17 protein-coding genes are annotated in these 15,759 nt (G+C 67.1%); 9 read left to right on the top strand and 8 right to left on the bottom strand.

Annotated features, from left to right (window positions below):
* Positions 1 to 471: 471 nt before the first annotated feature.
* The 4 genes from M4578_RS04910 to M4578_RS04895 form a co-directional block, all read right to left on the bottom strand.
* Complete coding sequence (locus M4578_RS04910; RefSeq protein WP_258092324.1) at positions 472 to 1,242, bottom strand: LuxR family transcriptional regulator; 771 nt, start codon at positions 1,240 to 1,242, stop codon at positions 472 to 474.
* Positions 1,239 to 1,682 carry a type II 3-dehydroquinate dehydratase gene (gene aroQ, locus M4578_RS04905; RefSeq protein WP_258092323.1) on the bottom strand — a complete coding sequence of 148 codons (444 nt, stop codon included), beginning with the start codon at positions 1,680 to 1,682 and terminating at the stop codon, positions 1,239 to 1,241. The genes M4578_RS04910 and aroQ overlap by 4 nt, the downstream gene beginning before the upstream one ends.
* A 73-nt stretch (positions 1,683 to 1,755) precedes the next feature.
* The gene (locus M4578_RS04900; protein ID WP_258092322.1) at positions 1,756 to 2,337 is read right to left on the bottom strand and encodes a DedA family protein; all 582 of its coding nucleotides are present in this window, start codon (positions 2,335 to 2,337) and stop codon (positions 1,756 to 1,758) included.
* The gene (locus M4578_RS04895) at positions 2,334 to 2,660 is read right to left on the bottom strand and encodes a hypothetical protein (protein ID WP_258092321.1); all 327 of its coding nucleotides are present in this window, start codon (positions 2,658 to 2,660) and stop codon (positions 2,334 to 2,336) included. The genes M4578_RS04900 and M4578_RS04895 overlap by 4 nt, the downstream gene beginning before the upstream one ends.
* 461 nt (positions 2,661 to 3,121) lie before the next feature.
* On the opposite strand from M4578_RS04895, the gene M4578_RS04890 reads away from it, so the two are divergent.
* The 6 genes from M4578_RS04890 to M4578_RS04865 all read left to right on the top strand — a co-directional run bounded on the left by M4578_RS04890 (position 3,122) and on the right by M4578_RS04865 (position 9,907).
* Positions 3,122 to 4,015: a PfkB family carbohydrate kinase gene (locus tag M4578_RS04890; protein WP_258092320.1), complete on the top strand. Its 894-nt coding sequence runs from the start codon at positions 3,122 to 3,124 to the stop codon at positions 4,013 to 4,015.
* Entirely contained in the window at positions 4,012 to 4,929 is a 918-nt protein-coding gene (locus M4578_RS04885; protein WP_258092319.1) for a pseudouridine-5'-phosphate glycosidase, read from the top strand. Before M4578_RS04890 ends, M4578_RS04885 begins: the two co-directional genes overlap by 4 nt.
* A gap of 80 nt (positions 4,930 to 5,009) precedes the next feature.
* Positions 5,010 to 5,705, top strand: coding sequence for a DUF502 domain-containing protein (locus tag M4578_RS04880; RefSeq protein ID WP_258092318.1), 696 nt, complete (start codon positions 5,010 to 5,012; stop codon positions 5,703 to 5,705).
* 227 nt (positions 5,706 to 5,932) lie between these two features.
* Positions 5,933 to 7,555, top strand: a complete 1,623-nt coding sequence (locus M4578_RS04875) for a tetrathionate reductase family octaheme c-type cytochrome (RefSeq protein WP_258092317.1) — start codon at positions 5,933 to 5,935, stop codon at positions 7,553 to 7,555.
* Entirely contained in the window at positions 7,555 to 8,211 is a 657-nt protein-coding gene (locus M4578_RS04870) for a cytochrome b/b6 domain-containing protein (protein WP_258092316.1), read from the top strand. The genes M4578_RS04875 and M4578_RS04870 overlap by 1 nt, the downstream gene beginning before the upstream one ends.
* Positions 8,212 to 8,854: 643 nt before the next feature.
* Positions 8,855 to 9,907, top strand: coding sequence for an extracellular catalytic domain type 1 short-chain-length polyhydroxyalkanoate depolymerase (locus M4578_RS04865; protein ID WP_258092315.1), 1,053 nt, complete (start codon positions 8,855 to 8,857; stop codon positions 9,905 to 9,907).
* Between the two features lie 18 nt (positions 9,908 to 9,925).
* On the opposite strand, the gene M4578_RS04860 is transcribed toward M4578_RS04865, so the two are convergent.
* The 4 genes from M4578_RS04860 to M4578_RS04845 all read right to left on the bottom strand — a co-directional run bounded on the left by M4578_RS04860 (position 9,926) and on the right by M4578_RS04845 (position 12,910).
* Positions 9,926 to 10,183, bottom strand: a complete 258-nt coding sequence (locus M4578_RS04860) for a YjhX family toxin (RefSeq protein WP_258092314.1) — start codon at positions 10,181 to 10,183, stop codon at positions 9,926 to 9,928.
* A 324-nt stretch (positions 10,184 to 10,507) separates the two neighbouring features.
* Entirely contained in the window at positions 10,508 to 10,984 is a 477-nt protein-coding gene (locus M4578_RS04855) for a hypothetical protein (protein ID WP_258092313.1), read from the bottom strand.
* 238 nt (positions 10,985 to 11,222) lie between these two features.
* Positions 11,223 to 12,335: a 3-dehydroquinate synthase gene (aroB, locus tag M4578_RS04850; protein WP_258092312.1), complete on the bottom strand. Its 1,113-nt coding sequence runs from the start codon at positions 12,333 to 12,335 to the stop codon at positions 11,223 to 11,225.
* A gap of 5 nt (positions 12,336 to 12,340) precedes the next feature.
* Positions 12,341 to 12,910, bottom strand: a complete 570-nt coding sequence (locus M4578_RS04845; RefSeq protein ID WP_258092311.1) for a shikimate kinase — start codon at positions 12,908 to 12,910, stop codon at positions 12,341 to 12,343.
* 96 nt (positions 12,911 to 13,006) lie between these two features.
* On the opposite strand from M4578_RS04845, the gene M4578_RS04840 reads away from it, so the two are divergent.
* From M4578_RS04840 to M4578_RS04830, 3 genes are read left to right on the top strand one after another with little or no spacing between them, the layout of a single operon-like run.
* Positions 13,007 to 13,156: a hypothetical protein gene (locus M4578_RS04840; RefSeq protein ID WP_258092310.1), complete on the top strand. Its 150-nt coding sequence runs from the start codon at positions 13,007 to 13,009 to the stop codon at positions 13,154 to 13,156.
* Positions 13,146 to 14,732, top strand: coding sequence for a hypothetical protein (locus M4578_RS04835; RefSeq protein ID WP_258092309.1), 1,587 nt, complete (start codon positions 13,146 to 13,148; stop codon positions 14,730 to 14,732). Before M4578_RS04840 ends, M4578_RS04835 begins: the two co-directional genes overlap by 11 nt.
* Positions 14,729 to 15,655, top strand: coding sequence for a site-specific tyrosine recombinase XerD (locus M4578_RS04830; protein ID WP_258092308.1), 927 nt, complete (start codon positions 14,729 to 14,731; stop codon positions 15,653 to 15,655). Before M4578_RS04835 ends, M4578_RS04830 begins: the two co-directional genes overlap by 4 nt.
* Positions 15,656 to 15,759: the final 104 nt, after the last annotated feature.

The raw sequence follows: 15,759 nt of genomic DNA, 5'->3' as shown, positions 1-15,759 counted from the left end.
TCCGAAACAGCGACGGAGCCGCCCTCATGGGGCGGCTCCGTTTCCCTTTCCGGCCCCCGGCGATATTGGGGATGATGCCAGAGGTCCGGGGCAGGGGGATGCCGAGCCGGTCCACGCGAAAATTGCCTGGTCCCGGCCCGACTCCGGCTTGCACCGGGAGAACCCAGAGCCCCCGAAATCGCAGGGGATGCGCCCTCATGTTCCATGGCTAAAGCCACCACTCACGGAACGCCGTCACAGTGACAATTAACGCCGCGTCATGAAAGTGGGGTATTCCGGACCCGTTTGTTTTTCATGAAAAACCGGTGCCGGGCGGTCATAGTTTCAGCATTCCCAAATCGAAGCGGAAGCAATTTGAAATCGCGCGCCGTTCTGTGCCGAAAAACGTAGCAGTTCTGTGCCGAAAAACGTAGCAGTACAAACGACTCGACCGCACGGTTCACATCTCAAAACCGGAATTTCTCAGAGCGCTCAGATGTCGATCACGAACATCTGGTTCTGGAACGCCGCCTTGGCCACAGCCTGCGCCGTGGTCTCGACATTCAGCGCCTCACGCGCCAGCCGCAGGTGTTTTTCGATGGTGGCCTGGGTCAGCCCCATGATCGCGGCGATGTCCTGCATGGTCTTGCCGTCGCCGACCCATTCCAGCGCCTCGCGCTGGCGCTTGGTCAGCGACTGGTTCGGCGGCACATAGGGCAGGGTGAGGATCTTGAGATGCAGCACGTTGTTCATCAGAACGATGTCGTTGCCGTGCTCTGCCCACATGGCATCGACCTCGTCCTGCGGCAGCCCCGGTCGCGCGGTGAGCGCGATCGCCCCCTTGGCCCGGCTCGACACCGACCGGAAGCTGATCGAATAGCCCGCCGACACGCCTTTGCCGAGGTTGAACTCGATCACCCGGCGCTCGGCCTCGGTGACATTGCCCTGGGCCATCATCTCGCCCAGCACCCGCCACGAGCAGGCGCCTTCGTTTTCCAGCGCCCAGCGGACCATCGGTGCGTGGTGATAAAGACCGTCTCCGACAAACACATCCGTATAGTCGGATTTGTGGTTGGTCAGCAGCACGAAATCATTGGGATCGCCCAGAGAATTCGGCGTGCGGTAGCGCGTGAACCCATAGAGCAGCCGGTCGAACCCATAGCCAGCCATGCGCTCGACATGCATCGCCCAGAGCTCCTCGACGCTGGCGGCATTGGTCATCTCGGTGAGATAGCGACAGCGGTCCTGCATTGTCAGCGTCATGACCGGGCCTCCAGATGGCTTTGCAGCGCGTCCATGGCCAGCGTGTAGCCGCGCGCGCCAAAGCCGCAGATCACGCCGACCGCCACCTTGGCGATATAGCTCTGATGGCGAAACGCCTCGCGGGCGTGGACATTGGAGAGATGCAGCTCGACCGTGGGGATCTCGGCCGAGCTGATGGCATCCATGAGCGCGATGGAGGTGTGCGTATAGGCGCCGGCGTTCAGGATCAGCCCGTCGAGCCGGCCGCGCGTGTCATGGATCGCATCCACAAGCGCGCCTTCATGGTTGCTTTGCGCGAATTCCACGCGCACGCCGGTGCGGGCGCCGTGGTCCCGGCACATCGCCTCGATGTCGGCCAGCGTCGTGCAGCCATACACCTCGGGCTGTCGCGTTCCCAGCAGATTGAGGTTCGGTCCATTGAGGATCAGGAACCCGGGCATACCAAAGACCTCCAGAAGAATGGCAACAGTTACCGCCTGAACGCGCCGCTTGTCCAGAATGCAGCGCGGCTTTTCACCGGCTGCGCCGCTTTGGCGCGCGGCGCAGCAACATCAGCGCCAGCCAGGCCACCGCGAGACAGGCCAGCAGCGCGGTGAGATTGCCGGCCATGTCGGCGATCTGCGGCACGAAGGGCGCGAAGCTGGCGCCAAGCGCCATATAGCCCGAGACCCAGACGATTTCGCCCGCCAGATCCCAGAGCAGAAACCGCCGCCAGCGCATCTCGGCGGCGCCGGCCAGCAGGTTCATCGGCGGCCCGAGCGGCGCAAACAGCCAACGGCTCAGAAACACCGCCACATCGCCGCGCCGGCGCAGCAGCCGATGCGCCTGATCCAGCACCGCGCCGCGGCGGTCGAGCACGCGGCCACGCGCGCCACGGCCAAGCGCATAGCCCAGATTGTCCGACAGCAGCGCGGCGGTGAGCGCCGTGGCGGCGGTGGGCAGCAGCGGCAGATCGCCGGCGGCGACCAGCGTGCCCGAGACCAGCAGCATCAGCGACGCGGGCATCATCGGCACGCCGAGCGCGCCGAGCGAGATCACCAGCGCAAGCACCGGCAGGCCGAGCGACGGCAACGCGGCAAGCAGCGTCTCGCTCATCTGGCGCTGTCCAGCGCCGCGGTGAGATCGGCGAGGAAATCGTCGAGGCTCTGACCGCGCGCCTCGGCCAGATCGGCCAGGCTGCGACGGCCGGCGCCGGATCCGGACGCGATGCCGAGCAAAGGCCCGAGGCTGTGCGGCGGCAGGCGATAGGAGCGCTCGACATAACCGAGCGTCATCCAGCCCTCGGGCGCCTGACGCGCATGCGCCGGATCGGCCCAATAGACCGCGCGGCGCACGGATTTCAGCGCGAAAAACGCCGCGCCCAGCAGCGCGAGCACCAGAACGGTCAATAGCAGTTTGCGGGGGATCCTGCGGCTCATGCCGCAACGCTGCCCGGAAAGTTGCCGAAGGTCAAAGGGTTGATGGGGTATTCTTGCTTCTTTGTATGCCCCATTTATTTACATAATACTGATTATAAGACTTCCATACCCGAGGACACCGCGCGCCCTGCATCCAGCCTCGGAACGCCCATCCAGAGCGTTTGTGCCGGTTTGGCGCCACACACTCCCGGGCATCGAAACTCCTCTGTTTTCAGCGCGTTCCGCTGTGCGGCGCAGCCGTCGCCCGAACACCGCCTCGCGCAGCGGCCCGAATGTCGGCTTGCGCCAGCTCATCCGTACCCTCACGCACGGCCCGGGAGCTTCTGATTTCAAACGGAAAACCGCCACGCATCATCCAGAGCTCCGGCCCAATCCGCGCCGTTCGGGAGAATTGTCTGCGCGGCGCAACGGAATGTGTCTCGGCCCTTGCTCCATGCGCGCGGCTCGGCCACAAAACGAGCATGGATGACACACCGGATATTCTCTGCATCGGCTCCGTGCTCTGGGACGTGATCGGACGTTCGGCCAGCCACATGCGTCAGGGCTCGGACGTGCCTGGACGGATCACCCGGCTGCCCGGCGGCGTGGCGCTGAACATCGCCATGACCCTGGCCCGCTTCGGCCTGAACCCGGCGCTGCTCAGCGCCGTGGGCCGCGACCGCGAAGGCAACGAGCTCATCGACGCCTGCGCGCAGCTTGGCTGCGACACGCGCTTCGTCTACCGCTCGGACGATCTGCCGACCGACCGCTACATGGCCGTCGAGGGCGCCAACGGGCTCATCGCCGCCATCGCCGATGCGCATTCTCTGGAGCGCGCGGGGGCGCGGATCTTCCGGGCGCTGACCGATGGCACGCTGGGCGCGGCGGACCGTCCCTACCCCGGCGCCATCGCGCTTGACGGCAATCTGACCGAGGCGCTTCTGGACGAGATCGCGCGCGATCCGGCCTTTGCCGCTGCCGATCTGCGCATCGCCCCGGCGAGCCCCGGCAAGGCCGAGCGGCTGCTGCCTTTCCTGCGGGCGAAACGCGGCGTGCTCTATGTCAATCTCGAAGAGGCCGGGCTGCTGTGCCAGGCGCAGTTCGACAGCGCGCCGCAGGCCGCCGCACGGCTGGTCGAGCGCGGCGCCGCGCGCGCCGTCGTCACCGATGGCGGCGATGCCGCCTGCGATGCCAGCCCCGAGGGGCTGGTCGCCGAGCGCCCGCCCGAAGTGCTGGTGACCCGCGTCACCGGCGCGGGCGACACTTTCATGGCCGCGCATATCGTGGCCGAGCTGCGCGGCGCGGATCGTGCCCAGGCGCTGACCCTCGCGCTGGACGCCGCCGCCGCCTATGTTTCCGGAGACATCGCCTCATGAGCCTTCTGACCCTGTCCGGCCCGGTTGCAGACGCGCTTGCCCGGGGCGCCCCCGTGGTGGCGCTGGAATCGACCATCATCACCCATGGGATGCCCTGGCCGCAAAACCTCGAGATGGCCCGGCGGGTCGAGGACACGGTGCGCACCGAAGGCGCCGTGCCCGCGACCATCGCGGTGCTCGACGGCCGGCTCTGCGTCGGGCTCGACGATGCCCAGCTCGAGGCGCTGGCCCAGGCGCGCGGCGTCGCCAAGCTGAGCCGTGCCGATCTGGCGGTCTGCATGGCCCAGGGCGGCACCGGCGCCACCACCGTGGCCGCGACGATGATCGCCGCCGCCCGCGCCGGGATCGAAACCTTTGCCACCGGCGGCATCGGCGGCGTGCATCGCGGTGCCGAAAGCAGCTTCGACATCTCCGCCGACCTTCAGGAACTGGCGCAGACGCCGGTCACCGTGGTCTGCGCCGGGGCCAAGGCGATCCTCGACCTGCCGAAGACGCTGGAGGTGCTGGAAACGCTGGGCGTGCCGGTCATCGCCTACGGGCAGGATCAGCTTCCCGCCTTCTGGTCGCGCGAGGCCGGGCTGCGCGCGCCGCTGCGCATGGATACGCCGCAAGCGATCGCCCGGGCGGCGCGGATGCGCGCCGCGCTGGCGCTGCCCGGCGGCCAGCTTGTCGCCAACCCGATCCCCGTGGAGGCTGAAATCGCCCGCGAGATTCTGGCGCCGGTGATCGCCCGCGCCACCGAGGATGCCGAAACCCACGGCATCCGCGGAAAACAGCTCACGCCCTATCTGCTGCAACGCATCTTCGAGCTGACCGAGGGCCGGTCTCTGGAGGCCAATATCGCCCTGGTGCTGAACAACGCGCGGCTTGGCGCGCAGATCGCCAAGGAAATGAGCGCCCTGCCCCGCGATTGAGCTTGCGGCGCGGCGGCGCCATTGTAGAGATGTGTGCGAATACCTAGGTTCAATGGCAGTCAACGCGCTCCGGGATCCAGATGAACACGCCCTTCGACGACAAACCGCGCAGGCCCGGTCTGCTGGCCTCGCTGCGCGCGAGCTTTCTGACCGGGCTGGTGGTGATCACCCCGGTGGGGCTGACCATCTGGCTGATCTGGACGCTGTTCGGCTGGGTCGATGGCTTTGTGCTGCCGCTGATCCCCGCGCGGTTCAACCCCGAGGAATATATCGGCATCAACCTCCGCGGCGTCGGGGTGATCTTTTTCCTGATCTTCACCATCGTGGTGGGCTGGGTTGCCAAGGGGCTCATCGGGCGGTCGCTGATCCGCTTTGCCGAAAGCCTGGTCGAACGCACGCCGGTGGTTCGGTCGATCTATTCCGGCATCAAGCAGATCGCCGAGACGGTGTTTGCGCAATCAGAACGCAGCTTCGAAAAGGCCTGTCTGGTGCAATACCCGCGCAAGGGCATCTGGGCCGTGGGCTTTATCTCGACCCAGGCCCGGGGCGAGGTCGCGCGGCGCGCGGAAACCATGGGCGAGCTGATCTCGGTCTTCGTGCCGACGACACCGAACCCCACCTCCGGGTTTCTGCTGTTCTTTCCGCAGGAAGACGTGATCGAGCTGGATATGTCCATCGAGGAAGCCGCCAAGCTGGTGATCTCGGCGGGGCTGGTCTATCCGCCCGAACGGCCGGGAGAGAAGCCCAGGGTCGAAGAGGTCCGGCAAGCCTCCTGACAGCCTGTCACGCGCCGGGACAGGCAACTGGCAGGCAACGCCTGCTCACCGGGAGAACGCCCTGTACCACGAGTCTGAAGGCGCAAATGCCACCCGTGAAAGATGTGCAGAAAATATTCTTTCGTTTTACCCGGGTAGATATGCTTAGTTTGAGATAGATCAAAGCCCGCCCTCCCCTCCGTCTTATTCCATGTCGTGAATACCATTCAGCGCGACGGGAGGAGACCATGCGGCGCGTCTTGACAGCCCTGCCCCTTATTCTGGCCTGTGTTGCGGGCTCTGTCTCCGCGCAGCAATCCACCGCGCCGGAGATCCCCGGATCGAACAGCACGGCGGATCACTCGAAATTCGAGATCCTGCAAAAGACCTTCACCTCCGGCCCCGAGGTCACCGAGGCCTGCCTCTCGTGCCACACCGAGGCCGACGACCAGGTGATGCACTCGATCCATTTCAACTGGGAGTTCGAGAACCCCAAGACCGGCCAGCTTCTGGGCAAGCGCAACGTCATCAACGCCTTCTGCGGCAATGTGGTGGGCAACGAGCCGCGCTGCACCTCGTGCCACGCGGGCTATGGCTGGGACGACATGAACCAGCCCCCGCCACAGCAAAGCACGGCGGTGGATTGCCTCGTCTGCCACGACCGCTCCGGCCAGTACACCAAGCTCGCCACCGGCGCGGGCCACCCGCCGATGGAGGCCAAGGGCAAGACCATCACCGGCGCCGATGCCTGGGCGGTGGATCTGTCGAAAGCCGCCATGTCGGTGGGCATGCCGGGGCGCGAGAATTGCGGCCAGTGCCACTTTTACGGCGGCGGCGGCGACAATGTGAAACACGGCGATCTCAGCTCGGCGCTGGTGATGCCGGACGTCCATACGGATGTGCATATGTCGCCCGACGGCGCCAATATGGTCTGCACCGATTGCCACGTCACCGAGAAACACCAATGGGCGGGCTCGCGCTATGACGTACATGCCACCGACCCCGAGGGCACCGGCAAGCCGGGCGAGCGCCGGGACGTCGCCACCTGCGAAAGCTGCCACGGCACCGAGCCGCATCCGGTCAATATCAAGGGCATGAAGCTCAACGACCACACCGATGTGGTCGCTTGCCAGACCTGCCACATCCCCACCATGGCCAAGGGCGGCGTCGCCACCAAGACCTGGTGGGACTGGTCGACCGCCGGCAAGCGCGATGCCGAGGGCAACGCCTATTCGGAAGAGGAGTTCGTCCAGTCCGACGGCACGCATCTGCACACCTATCTGTCCATCAAGGGCAACTTCCGCTGGGAGGAAGAGGCGCAGCCGATCTACGAATGGTTCGACGGTCAGGTGAGCTATGCCTCCGCCGCGCAGGGCGGCAAGATCGACCCGACGCAGCCTGTGGGCATCAACGAGATCACGGGCGACGCCCATGACGGCAAGTCGCGGATCTGGCCCTTCAAGAAGATGGAAGGTCGTCAGGCTTACGACTCGGTCAACGATACGCTGGTCTATTCCCATGTCTGGGGGCCGGATACCGACACCGCGCTCTGGACCAATCTCGACTGGGGCAAGGCCATTGCCGCTGGCATGAAGGCCGCCGGGAAGGACTACTCCGGCGAATACGGGTTCATCGACACCTATATGTACTGGCCCACCACCCATATGGTCGCCCCCGCCTCCGAAGCGCTCGACTGCCGGTCCTGCCATGCCGAGGACGGGCGTCTGGCCAATATCGCCGGCGTCTTCATGCCCGGCACCGGCGGCAGCGCCATGGTGGGGCTGCTGGGCAAGATCCTCTTTGCGCTCGCGCTGCTGGGGGTTCTGGGCCACGGGCTGCTGCGGGTCTTCAGCCGGAAAGGAGAGCATTGATGTCCAGCCGTATGGTCAAGGTCTACCCCCGCTTCGAACGGCTCTGGCACTGGACGCAGATGGCGCTGATCTTTCTGCTGCTCTTCACCGGCATGGGGCTGAACGGGGTGCATGCCATCCTGCCCTTCGGGCCCGCGGTGATGCTGCACACGATCGCGGCGCTGGTGCTGCTGTGTGTCTGGATCTTCGCCACCTTCTGGCTGTTCACCACCGGCACCTGGCGGCAGTTCATCCCCAAGATGCGCGGCATGACCAAGGTGGCGCGGTTCTACGCCTGGGGCATCTTCAAGGGCGAGAAACACCCCTATCACAAGCTGCTCTGGCGCAAGCACAACCCGCTTCAGGCGATCACCTATTTCGGGCTGAAGATCTTCGTCTTCCCGGCGATCTGGATCACCGGCATCCTCTATCTGACCTATAATTTCTGGGAGGAGGTGCCGAACGCCACGCTGTGGCTGACGGTGATCGCCAACCTGCATGTGCTGGCGGCCTGGGTCATCGCCTCCTTCGTGGTGGTGCATGTCTATCTGCTGACCGTGGGACACGGCTTCCGCCAGCATGTGGCGCCGATGGTCACCGGCTACGATTGCATCGACCTGACGCCGGAACAGGAAGCCTATCTCGAGACAAACGAACCCTGGCGGCTCCAGTCCTGACGGGCTGTCTTCCCTCCTGAGCCGTCAGCCCTCGCCGCGCCGGCCCCAAACCGGCGCGGCGCTTTTGTTTGTGTCGAACAATGCGTTGCGAACACATCGTGGGTACTGCCACAAGCGCAACGCAAGCCGGGCCCGGCGGCTGCCCGTGGGCTGCCATCGCCCCCTCAGAATCCCTTGATTTATCCCGGCCAGATCCGAAACACCTCTTAGCTATGCGCCAATGTCACCAAAGCGGCAGCCCGCCCGAACGGGTCATGCCGGAGGCATGCCTTCGACATGACGCTGGGCCCGCCTCTCGGCGTTTGCAAGCAAACGCCTGCCGGCAACACATGGCATAGCGATGTGTGAGAGGCGGGCTACACCCTTGCTTCCGGGCCACGAGCGCGGGGTTTGAACCAAGACAGAAATCTCCGCCGGATCAAGCGACGAGGCCCCGGATCAACTCCGGGGCGAGGCTTCCCGGGCGCCGGGCCAGGGAGGCGGGGATTGACGCAGGCGTTGTACCTTGCCCTGCCCGTTTCTTCCGCAGTCCTTCCGAACGCGTCTGACCCAGAACAACCAACCCTACCCAACTCGCGCAACCTATGAGAGCATCACCCCATAGTTCTCCCATAGTCCCAAGTCATTTCACATAAGGCGCGCCATGCCCCTCCCGATCCTGCCCCGTCTCGCCCTGCTATTAAGCCTCCTGCTGCCCACCGCCGCCCCAGCACTGGAACGCGTGGCGACATTCGGCGACAATCCCGGCGATCTGACCATGCTGCTCTACCGCCCCGAGGGCCATGACGGCGCCCTGCCCCTTGTCGTCGCGCTGCATGGCTGCACCATGAGCGCCGACAGTTTCGACGACGAAACCGGCCTTACCGCGCTGGCCGATGCGCAGGGGCTGCTGCTGCTTTTTCCCGAACAGAATGACGACAACCAGCCGCACAAGTGCTTTCGCTGGTATGACGAGCGCGACAACCGTCCGGGTGATGGCGAAAGCGCCTCGATCCACAGCATGATCGCCTCCCTGCTCGACAGCGGCGCCGCCGACCCGGAGCAGGTCTTTGTCATGGGCCTTTCCGCCGGCGGCGCCATGTCGGCGGCATTGCTGGCCAACTATCCCGACCTTTTTGCAGGCGGCGCCATCGTTGCCGGGTTGCCCTATGACTGCAACCGCCAGCGTTCCTCCTGGGACGGCTGGTGGTACAGCCTGCGCTGGTCGCGGATGAATCCTTATCTCGATGGCGCGGATGCCAGCTATGCCTGCGGCGTGAAATCCTGGTTCCCGACCGTGGACCGCGCCCCGCGCGACTGGGCGGGCTATGTGACGGAGAAGCTCGACAGCGATCTGCTGGCGGCGCTGGAGGCCGACCCGGCGCTCTGGCCGCGCGTGTCGATCTGGCAGGGCGACGCGGACGAAACCGTCGATCCCGGCAATCTGGAAGAGCTGGCCGATCAATGGACGGCGGTACAGGGCCTCGACCCAGAGGCTCCGGATGCCGAGGACACCATCGCGGGCGCCACCCGCAAACGCTATCTCGACGCCCAGGGCGTGGTCCGGGTCGAGACCTGGGATCTGCCGACCCTGCCCCATGCGGTGCCGGTCGATGAGGATAGCGCGCCCGCCTGTGGGATCGCGGAGGGCGCCTATATGAACGAGGGCGAGATCTGCGCGGTGCGCGAGATCGCCCGGTTCTGGGGGCTGCTGTAAGCGCAGCCCCCACACCGCTCATCGGTTGTCGAGCTGGGCGCGCACGCTTTCCAGCCCGGCCCGCGTGATGCGGTAGGGCCGTCCGCCCTGCGACCGGATCAGCCGGCGTTTGCGCAGACGGTCGAAGACCGGCAGCGTGCAATCGGTCAGCACATGACCGTCGCGGGTGAAGCAGGTTACGTCAAAGACCTTGCCGTTCTCGGCGCGTTCGAACTGAATCGCGCCGCCCTGTGCCAGCGCGTGCAGCACGCGCTGTTCGTGTTTCGAGATGTTCATGGAGATGTCTCGGAGATGAATCGCAAAGCATCGCACCCTCCGGCCAACGCGCGGACGGTGTCTCGGCTCTGGCGCTCCGCCGTGGCGGAACTAGCGGTTGCCCGCAATCTCCAGCATCAAAGCTCCATCGTTCGGGCCCCAACGGCCCGGTTTCTTCCGATGTAGGGGCCCGCCCGCCGCCGCGCAACCGCGCCGGGGCAAAAGCGGCGCGGCGTGGCATTTTTGCGCGCGCTCGGGAGAACGCCCGCACCACGCACGCCAAACCACCCGCAGGAGTCGCTCCTGCGGGTGCCCGTGATCCTGCGGTGCCAGCGTCGCCCGGGGTCAGGCGTGCATGCTGGCGCGGGGCATCTCCTGCGTATCGTCCGCGACCGTGCGCGACGCCGCATAGCTTTCGACACCGAGGCGCGTGCGCAGCGCCTGGATGTCCTCTTCCGTGCTGCTTTCGAGCTGCGCCATGATCAGCGATTTGAGAAACGCATCCTGCGCGGCAATCGCCTGCGCACGCGCATCCCCGCCTCCCGCGCGCGGGCTTTCCACAAGCTCGGAGCGCGACGCCCAGGACACCGGCGCGACCGCAGGGGTCTGCGTTGCCCGCGCCGGAGCGGTGGCAGCCGCCGGCGCCGTGGCGGATTGCGATCCCGACGGTTCGCCCGCCTCTTCCGGAGCAGCCGTGCTCTGGGACTCTTCGTTCTGGGTTTGCGTCTCTGTTGCAGTCTGGCTGTTGCCATTGGACTGCGTTGTGCCGCTACCGGACGTTGCCGACGATCCCCCGAACGCACCCGAAATCAAACCTAACATTCACTGTCACCTTTCGTGTTGATCGGCCCTTTTTGGTGAATGAAAGCGGAGAAATTGCGGCGCAGCCGGGGACTCTCTACGGCATATCAAGGAGATATGGCCTTTCCCGCGCTATGGCGCACAGCATTGGTTCCCAGGCGCACACAGCGCCGCAATTTCCCGCCCCGCGGCGCCAAAGGCCCGCGCAGAGAGAATCACCTTCCAGAAGCGGAATATCAGATCGGAGCGCCGGCGCCGCTCAGCGCCCGGCCAGTCCGTCGCGCAGCACGCCCAGCACCGCCTCTCGCGGCACCTCGGAGGTCACGAAGGCCGCGCCGATGCCCCGGGCGAGGATGAAGCGGATCGCGCCATCGACGACCTTCTTGTCCTGCCCCATGAGCTCCAGCAGCGCCTCGGCGCCCGGCAGATCGCCGGGGATGTCGGCCAGATCGGCCTTCATCCCCATGGCGCGCAGATGGGCGCGCAGGCGCGACGGGTCTTCCTGAGAACAGAGCCCCAGCCGCGACGACAGCTCGAAGGCCAGCGCGCAGCCGATGGCCACGCCCTCGCCATGCAGCAGCCGGTCGGAATAGCCGGTTGCGGCCTCGAGCGCGTGACAGAAGGTGTGACCGAGGTTCAGCAGCGCGCGGTCGCCCTGCTCGGTCTCGTCGCGCACCACGATCTCGGCCTTCATCTCGACCGACCGTTTCACCGCATAGGCCAGCGCAGCGCGGTCGCGCCCGGCCACGGCCGGTGTATTGGCCTCGAGCCAGTCGAAGAATGCCGCATCGCCCAGCAATCCGTATTTCACCACCTCGCCATAGCCGGCCAGGAAATCGCGCTCTGTCAACGTGTCGAGCACCGCGATGTCGGCCAGCACCAGCGACGGCTGATGAAAGGCGCCGACGAGGTTTTTGCCCGCGGGCGAGTTGATCCCGGTCTTGCCGCCGACCGAGCTGTCGACCTGCGCCAGCAGCGAGGTCGGCACCTGCACGAAGCGCACGCCGCGCCGCAGGATCGCGGCGGCAAAGCCCACCAGATCGCCGATCACCCCGCCGCCAAGCGCCACCACCACGTCGCGGCGCTCGACCTTCTGCGCCAGCAGCCACTCGACCACGCGCTCCAGCTCGCGCCAGCATTTCGTGGCCTCGCCCGGCGGCAGCAGCAGCGCTTCCGAAGCGATCCCCTCGGCGGCCAGCGCCGCCTGGAAGGCCTCAAGATGCGCCTCGGCCACGGTGGCGTCGCTGACCACCGCCACGCGCTTGCGGCGCAGCAGCGGCGCGATCTCGGCCCCGGCGCGGTCCAGAAGCCCCGCCCCGATGCGCACGTCATAAGCGCGCTCTCCCAGCGCCACATGCACCGTCTCGACCATGTCTCTCAGTCCTCTGCCAATACGTCGGGCCGCGTCTTCAGCGCCTCGATCACCCGCGCCGCCATCGCGTCGATGGATTTGCCCTGCTCCGATTTCACCATGAGATCCGAAAGCGCATAGACCGGCACGCGCTGCTGATAGATCTCGCGCAGGGTGGCATAGGGATCGGCGGTGCGCAGCAGCGGCCGCGTATCCTTGTGTTTCACCCGGTTCCACAGCACCGGCAGCTCGGCATCGAGCCAGACCGCCACGCCGCGCGCGGTGATCATCGCGCGGTTCTCCTCGCGCATATAAGCGCCGCCGCCGGTGGACAGCACCGCCGGCGCGCCATCGAGCAGCCGCCCGATCACCTGGGTTTCCTTCTGCCGGAAGAACGGCTCGCCGTCGCGGGCGAAGATCTCGGCGATGCTCATATTGGCGGCCCGCTCGATCTCGGCATCCGAATCGCGGAACGGGACCCGGAGGGCGGCGGCGAGCGCCCGTCCCACGGCGGTTTTTCCCGCTCCCATCATCCCCACCATCACCACGGTCTTCTTGAGCTTCAGTGCCTGCACGCTTGTATCTCGGCCATCCATCGCCAATTCTGCCCCCTGACGCCGTGAATGACGTGAGTTTGCCAAAAAGGCTAGGTATAAGTTCTGAAAAAGGCACGAGGCAGGACAAGCGACCGTATGGGACGTATCATCAAATGGCTGTTCATCCTTCTGATCCTGGGCGGGATCGCGTTGGTGGGCTATGCATATCTGGGGCCGTTCTTCGGCGCCGATTTTTCACCGCCGCAGACAGAGATTCGCCAGCCCGTGGAGCTCGATGCGCAGTAAGGCCGCCCTTGTCGTTCTGCTGAGCGCCGCCGCGTCACCGCTGGCGGCGCAGGATCCGATTTCGGCGATCGACTGGCTGAACGGCGGTGGCGAGACCAATGCACCGGCGGTTCTGCAACCCCTGCCCCGGCCCGGTGGCGGCGCGCTTCCCGTGCTTCCGCGACCGCTCGACGAGCCGCCCGTGGCCAGCTCCGGCACCAGCCCCGAGGTCGAGATACAGCCGCTGGGCGCGCCCTCGCCCGAGGCGGTGGGCCTGCTGCCCATGTCCGCGACAGGGCTGCCGCGCAGTCTCTGGCAGGCCAGCGAGGCGCAGGTCCTCGTGCCGCTGATCCGCGCCGTCGATCCGGCGGTGCCGGCGCTTTCGGCGCTGCTGTTCACCCTGCTTCTGGCCGAGGCCGACGCCCCGCGCGGCTCGGGCAGCGGCGCGCCGCTGCTGCTGGCGCGGCTCGACCGGCTGCTGGCCGAGGGCGCGGTGGATCCCGGTCTGGCGCTGGTCGACCGCGCCGGCGGCACCGCAAGCCCGGCGCTCTTCACCCGCTGGTTCGATCTGGCGCTGCTGTCGGGCGCCGAGGAACCGCCCTGCCGGGCGCTGCAGCGCCAGCCGGCGCTGTCCGACGATCTGGCGACGCGGATCTATTGCGATGCGCGGATCGGCGACTGGGACCACGCCGCCACCGTGCTCGGCACCGCACGCGCGCTGGGCCAGCTCGGCGAGCGCGACTCCGAGCTGCTCACCCGGTTTCTCGACCCCGGTCTGGCCGATGGCGCGGCGCCGGTGCCGCCGCCGCCGCGACCGACACCGCTACAGTTCCGGCTGTTCGAAGCCATGGGCGAGGCGCTGCCCACCCCGCCCCTGCCCCGCGCCTTCGCCGCCGCCGATCTCAGCGGCACCAGCGGCTGGCGCGCGCAGCTGCTGGCCGCCGAGCGGCTGGCGCAGCGCGGTGCGCTGTCCGAGAACCGGCTTCTGGGGCTTTATTCCGACCGCAAACCCGCCGCATCGGGCGGGGTCTGGGACCGCGTCGCGGCGATCCAGAGCCTCGAGGCGGCGCTCGAGAGCGGCCGCGCCGATCTTGCCGGGCCGGCGCTGCTCAAGGCCTGGCCGCAGATGCGCAGCGCCGGGCTGCTCGTGCCGATGGCGCGGCTCTTCGGCGCCCGGCTCGCGGCGCTGCCGCTCGAGGGCCGGGCCGGAGCGCTGGCGCAGCGCGCCGCGCTGCTGTCGCAGGAATACGAAACCACCGCCCGGGCGATGGCGCCGCAACGCGGGCTGATGGCCACGGTCGCCGCCGTCGCGCAGGGCCGGGCCCCCGACCCGCTTCCGGACGCGGCGCAACAGGCCGCCATCGCCCGCGCCTGGGCGGGCGCCACGCCGCCCGCCACGTTGGCCGAGATGCTGCGCCAGCGCCGGCTGGGCGAGGTCATCCTGCGCGCCACGGCGCTGTTCACCGCCGGTGCCGAGGGCAATCACGGCGACCTGACCGATGCCCTGGTCACACTGCGCGCCGTCGGGCTGGAAGACACCGCGCGCCGCGCCGCGATCCAGCTGATGATCCTCGGAGACGAAGGGGCGTTGCGATGAGCGCCGCGCATTGGATCGGCGGGTTTCTCGAGGCACAGGCCGCCGAACGCGGCGCCGCCGACAACACCACCGCCGCCTATGCCCGCGATCTGACGGATTTCTCGGGCTGGCTGACGGCACGCGGGCTGGGGCTCGACGATGCCGCGCGCGCGGATGTCGAGGCCTATCTGGTGGATTGCGAGGCGCAGGGGCTGGCGGTCTCGACCCGCGCGCGGCGGCTCTCCTCGATCAAGCAGCTTTACCGCTTCGCCTTCGAGGAAGGGCTGCGGAGCGACAACCCCGCCGTGCAGATCTCGGGGCCGGGCAAGCCCAAGCGCCTGCCCAAGACGCTCTCGGTGGACGAGGTCGACCGGCTGCTCGCGGCGGCGGAAACCCATGGCCGGACCGCCGACGACCGGCTGCGCAACACCTGCCTGATGCAGCTTCTCTACGCCACCGGCATGCGGGTGACCGAGCTGGTGACGCTGCCGGTGTCGGCGGCGCGCGGCGACCCGCGCATGCTGCTGATCCGGGGCAAGGGCGGCAAGGAACGCATGGTGCCACTCTCGCCGCCGGCCCGCGCCGCGCTGGCCGCCTGGCTGCTGCGCCGCGACGCGCAGGACGAGCTGAACCGCAGCAAAGGCAAACCCGCGTCGCTGCATCTCTTCCCGTCGCGCGGCAAGGCCGGTCATCTGACCCGCCACGCCTTCTACCTGCTGATCAAGGAGATCGCGGTCGGCGCCGGGGTGTCGCCGGCCAAGGTCACGCCGCACACGCTGCGCCATGCCTTCGCCACCCATCTGCTTCAGAACGGCGCCGATCTGCGGGCGATCCAGACCTTCCTGGGCCATGCGGATGTGGCCACCACCGAGATCTACACCCATGTTCTCGAGGAACGGCTCAAGGAGCTGGTGCTCGATCACCACCCGCTCGCCCGCGACTGATCGGCGCGGCAAATTTCTTCGAAGAAATTTGCAAAAGTTTTCGAAAACTTTTGCCCCCCGGCCCCGGCGCGGCGCCCGCAGGCGCCGCCGCCCTTGATCCCGAC

Origin of the sequence: Salipiger pentaromativorans (genome assembly GCF_024721115.1) — a bacterium.
Classification (GTDB): domain Bacteria; phylum Pseudomonadota; class Alphaproteobacteria; order Rhodobacterales; family Rhodobacteraceae; genus Salipiger; species Salipiger pentaromativorans.
This window is presented reverse-complemented; position numbering and strand designations above follow the sequence as displayed.

What these genes read in the sequence shown, in the direction of transcription:
- M4578_RS04910 (WP_258092324.1), bottom strand. Translation starts at nt 1,242, where the DNA reads ATGACGCTGACAATGCAGGACCGCTGTCGCTATCTCACCGAGATGACC.
- aroQ (WP_258092323.1), bottom strand. Translation starts at nt 1,682, where the DNA reads ATGCCCGGGTTCCTGATCCTCAATGGACCGAACCTCAATCTGCTGGGA.
- M4578_RS04900 (WP_258092322.1), bottom strand. Translation starts at nt 2,337, where the DNA reads ATGAGCGAGACGCTGCTTGCCGCGTTGCCGTCGCTCGGCCTGCCGGTG.
- M4578_RS04895 (WP_258092321.1), bottom strand. Translation starts at nt 2,660, where the DNA reads ATGAGCCGCAGGATCCCCCGCAAACTGCTATTGACCGTTCTGGTGCTC.
- M4578_RS04890 (WP_258092320.1), top strand. Translation starts at nt 3,122, where the DNA reads ATGGATGACACACCGGATATTCTCTGCATCGGCTCCGTGCTCTGGGAC.
- M4578_RS04885 (WP_258092319.1), top strand. Translation starts at nt 4,012, where the DNA reads ATGAGCCTTCTGACCCTGTCCGGCCCGGTTGCAGACGCGCTTGCCCGG.
- M4578_RS04880 (WP_258092318.1), top strand. Translation starts at nt 5,010, where the DNA reads ATGAACACGCCCTTCGACGACAAACCGCGCAGGCCCGGTCTGCTGGCC.
- M4578_RS04875 (WP_258092317.1), top strand. Translation starts at nt 5,933, where the DNA reads ATGCGGCGCGTCTTGACAGCCCTGCCCCTTATTCTGGCCTGTGTTGCG.
- M4578_RS04870 (WP_258092316.1), top strand. Translation starts at nt 7,555, where the DNA reads ATGTCCAGCCGTATGGTCAAGGTCTACCCCCGCTTCGAACGGCTCTGG.
- M4578_RS04865 (WP_258092315.1), top strand. Translation starts at nt 8,855, where the DNA reads ATGCCCCTCCCGATCCTGCCCCGTCTCGCCCTGCTATTAAGCCTCCTG.
- M4578_RS04860 (WP_258092314.1), bottom strand. Translation starts at nt 10,183, where the DNA reads ATGAACATCTCGAAACACGAACAGCGCGTGCTGCACGCGCTGGCACAG.
- M4578_RS04855 (WP_258092313.1), bottom strand. Translation starts at nt 10,984, where the DNA reads ATGTTAGGTTTGATTTCGGGTGCGTTCGGGGGATCGTCGGCAACGTCC.
- aroB (WP_258092312.1), bottom strand. Translation starts at nt 12,335, where the DNA reads ATGGTCGAGACGGTGCATGTGGCGCTGGGAGAGCGCGCTTATGACGTG.
- M4578_RS04845 (WP_258092311.1), bottom strand. Translation starts at nt 12,910, where the DNA reads ATGGATGGCCGAGATACAAGCGTGCAGGCACTGAAGCTCAAGAAGACC.
- M4578_RS04840 (WP_258092310.1), top strand. Translation starts at nt 13,007, where the DNA reads ATGGGACGTATCATCAAATGGCTGTTCATCCTTCTGATCCTGGGCGGG.
- M4578_RS04835 (WP_258092309.1), top strand. Translation starts at nt 13,146, where the DNA reads ATGCGCAGTAAGGCCGCCCTTGTCGTTCTGCTGAGCGCCGCCGCGTCA.
- M4578_RS04830 (WP_258092308.1), top strand. Translation starts at nt 14,729, where the DNA reads ATGAGCGCCGCGCATTGGATCGGCGGGTTTCTCGAGGCACAGGCCGCC.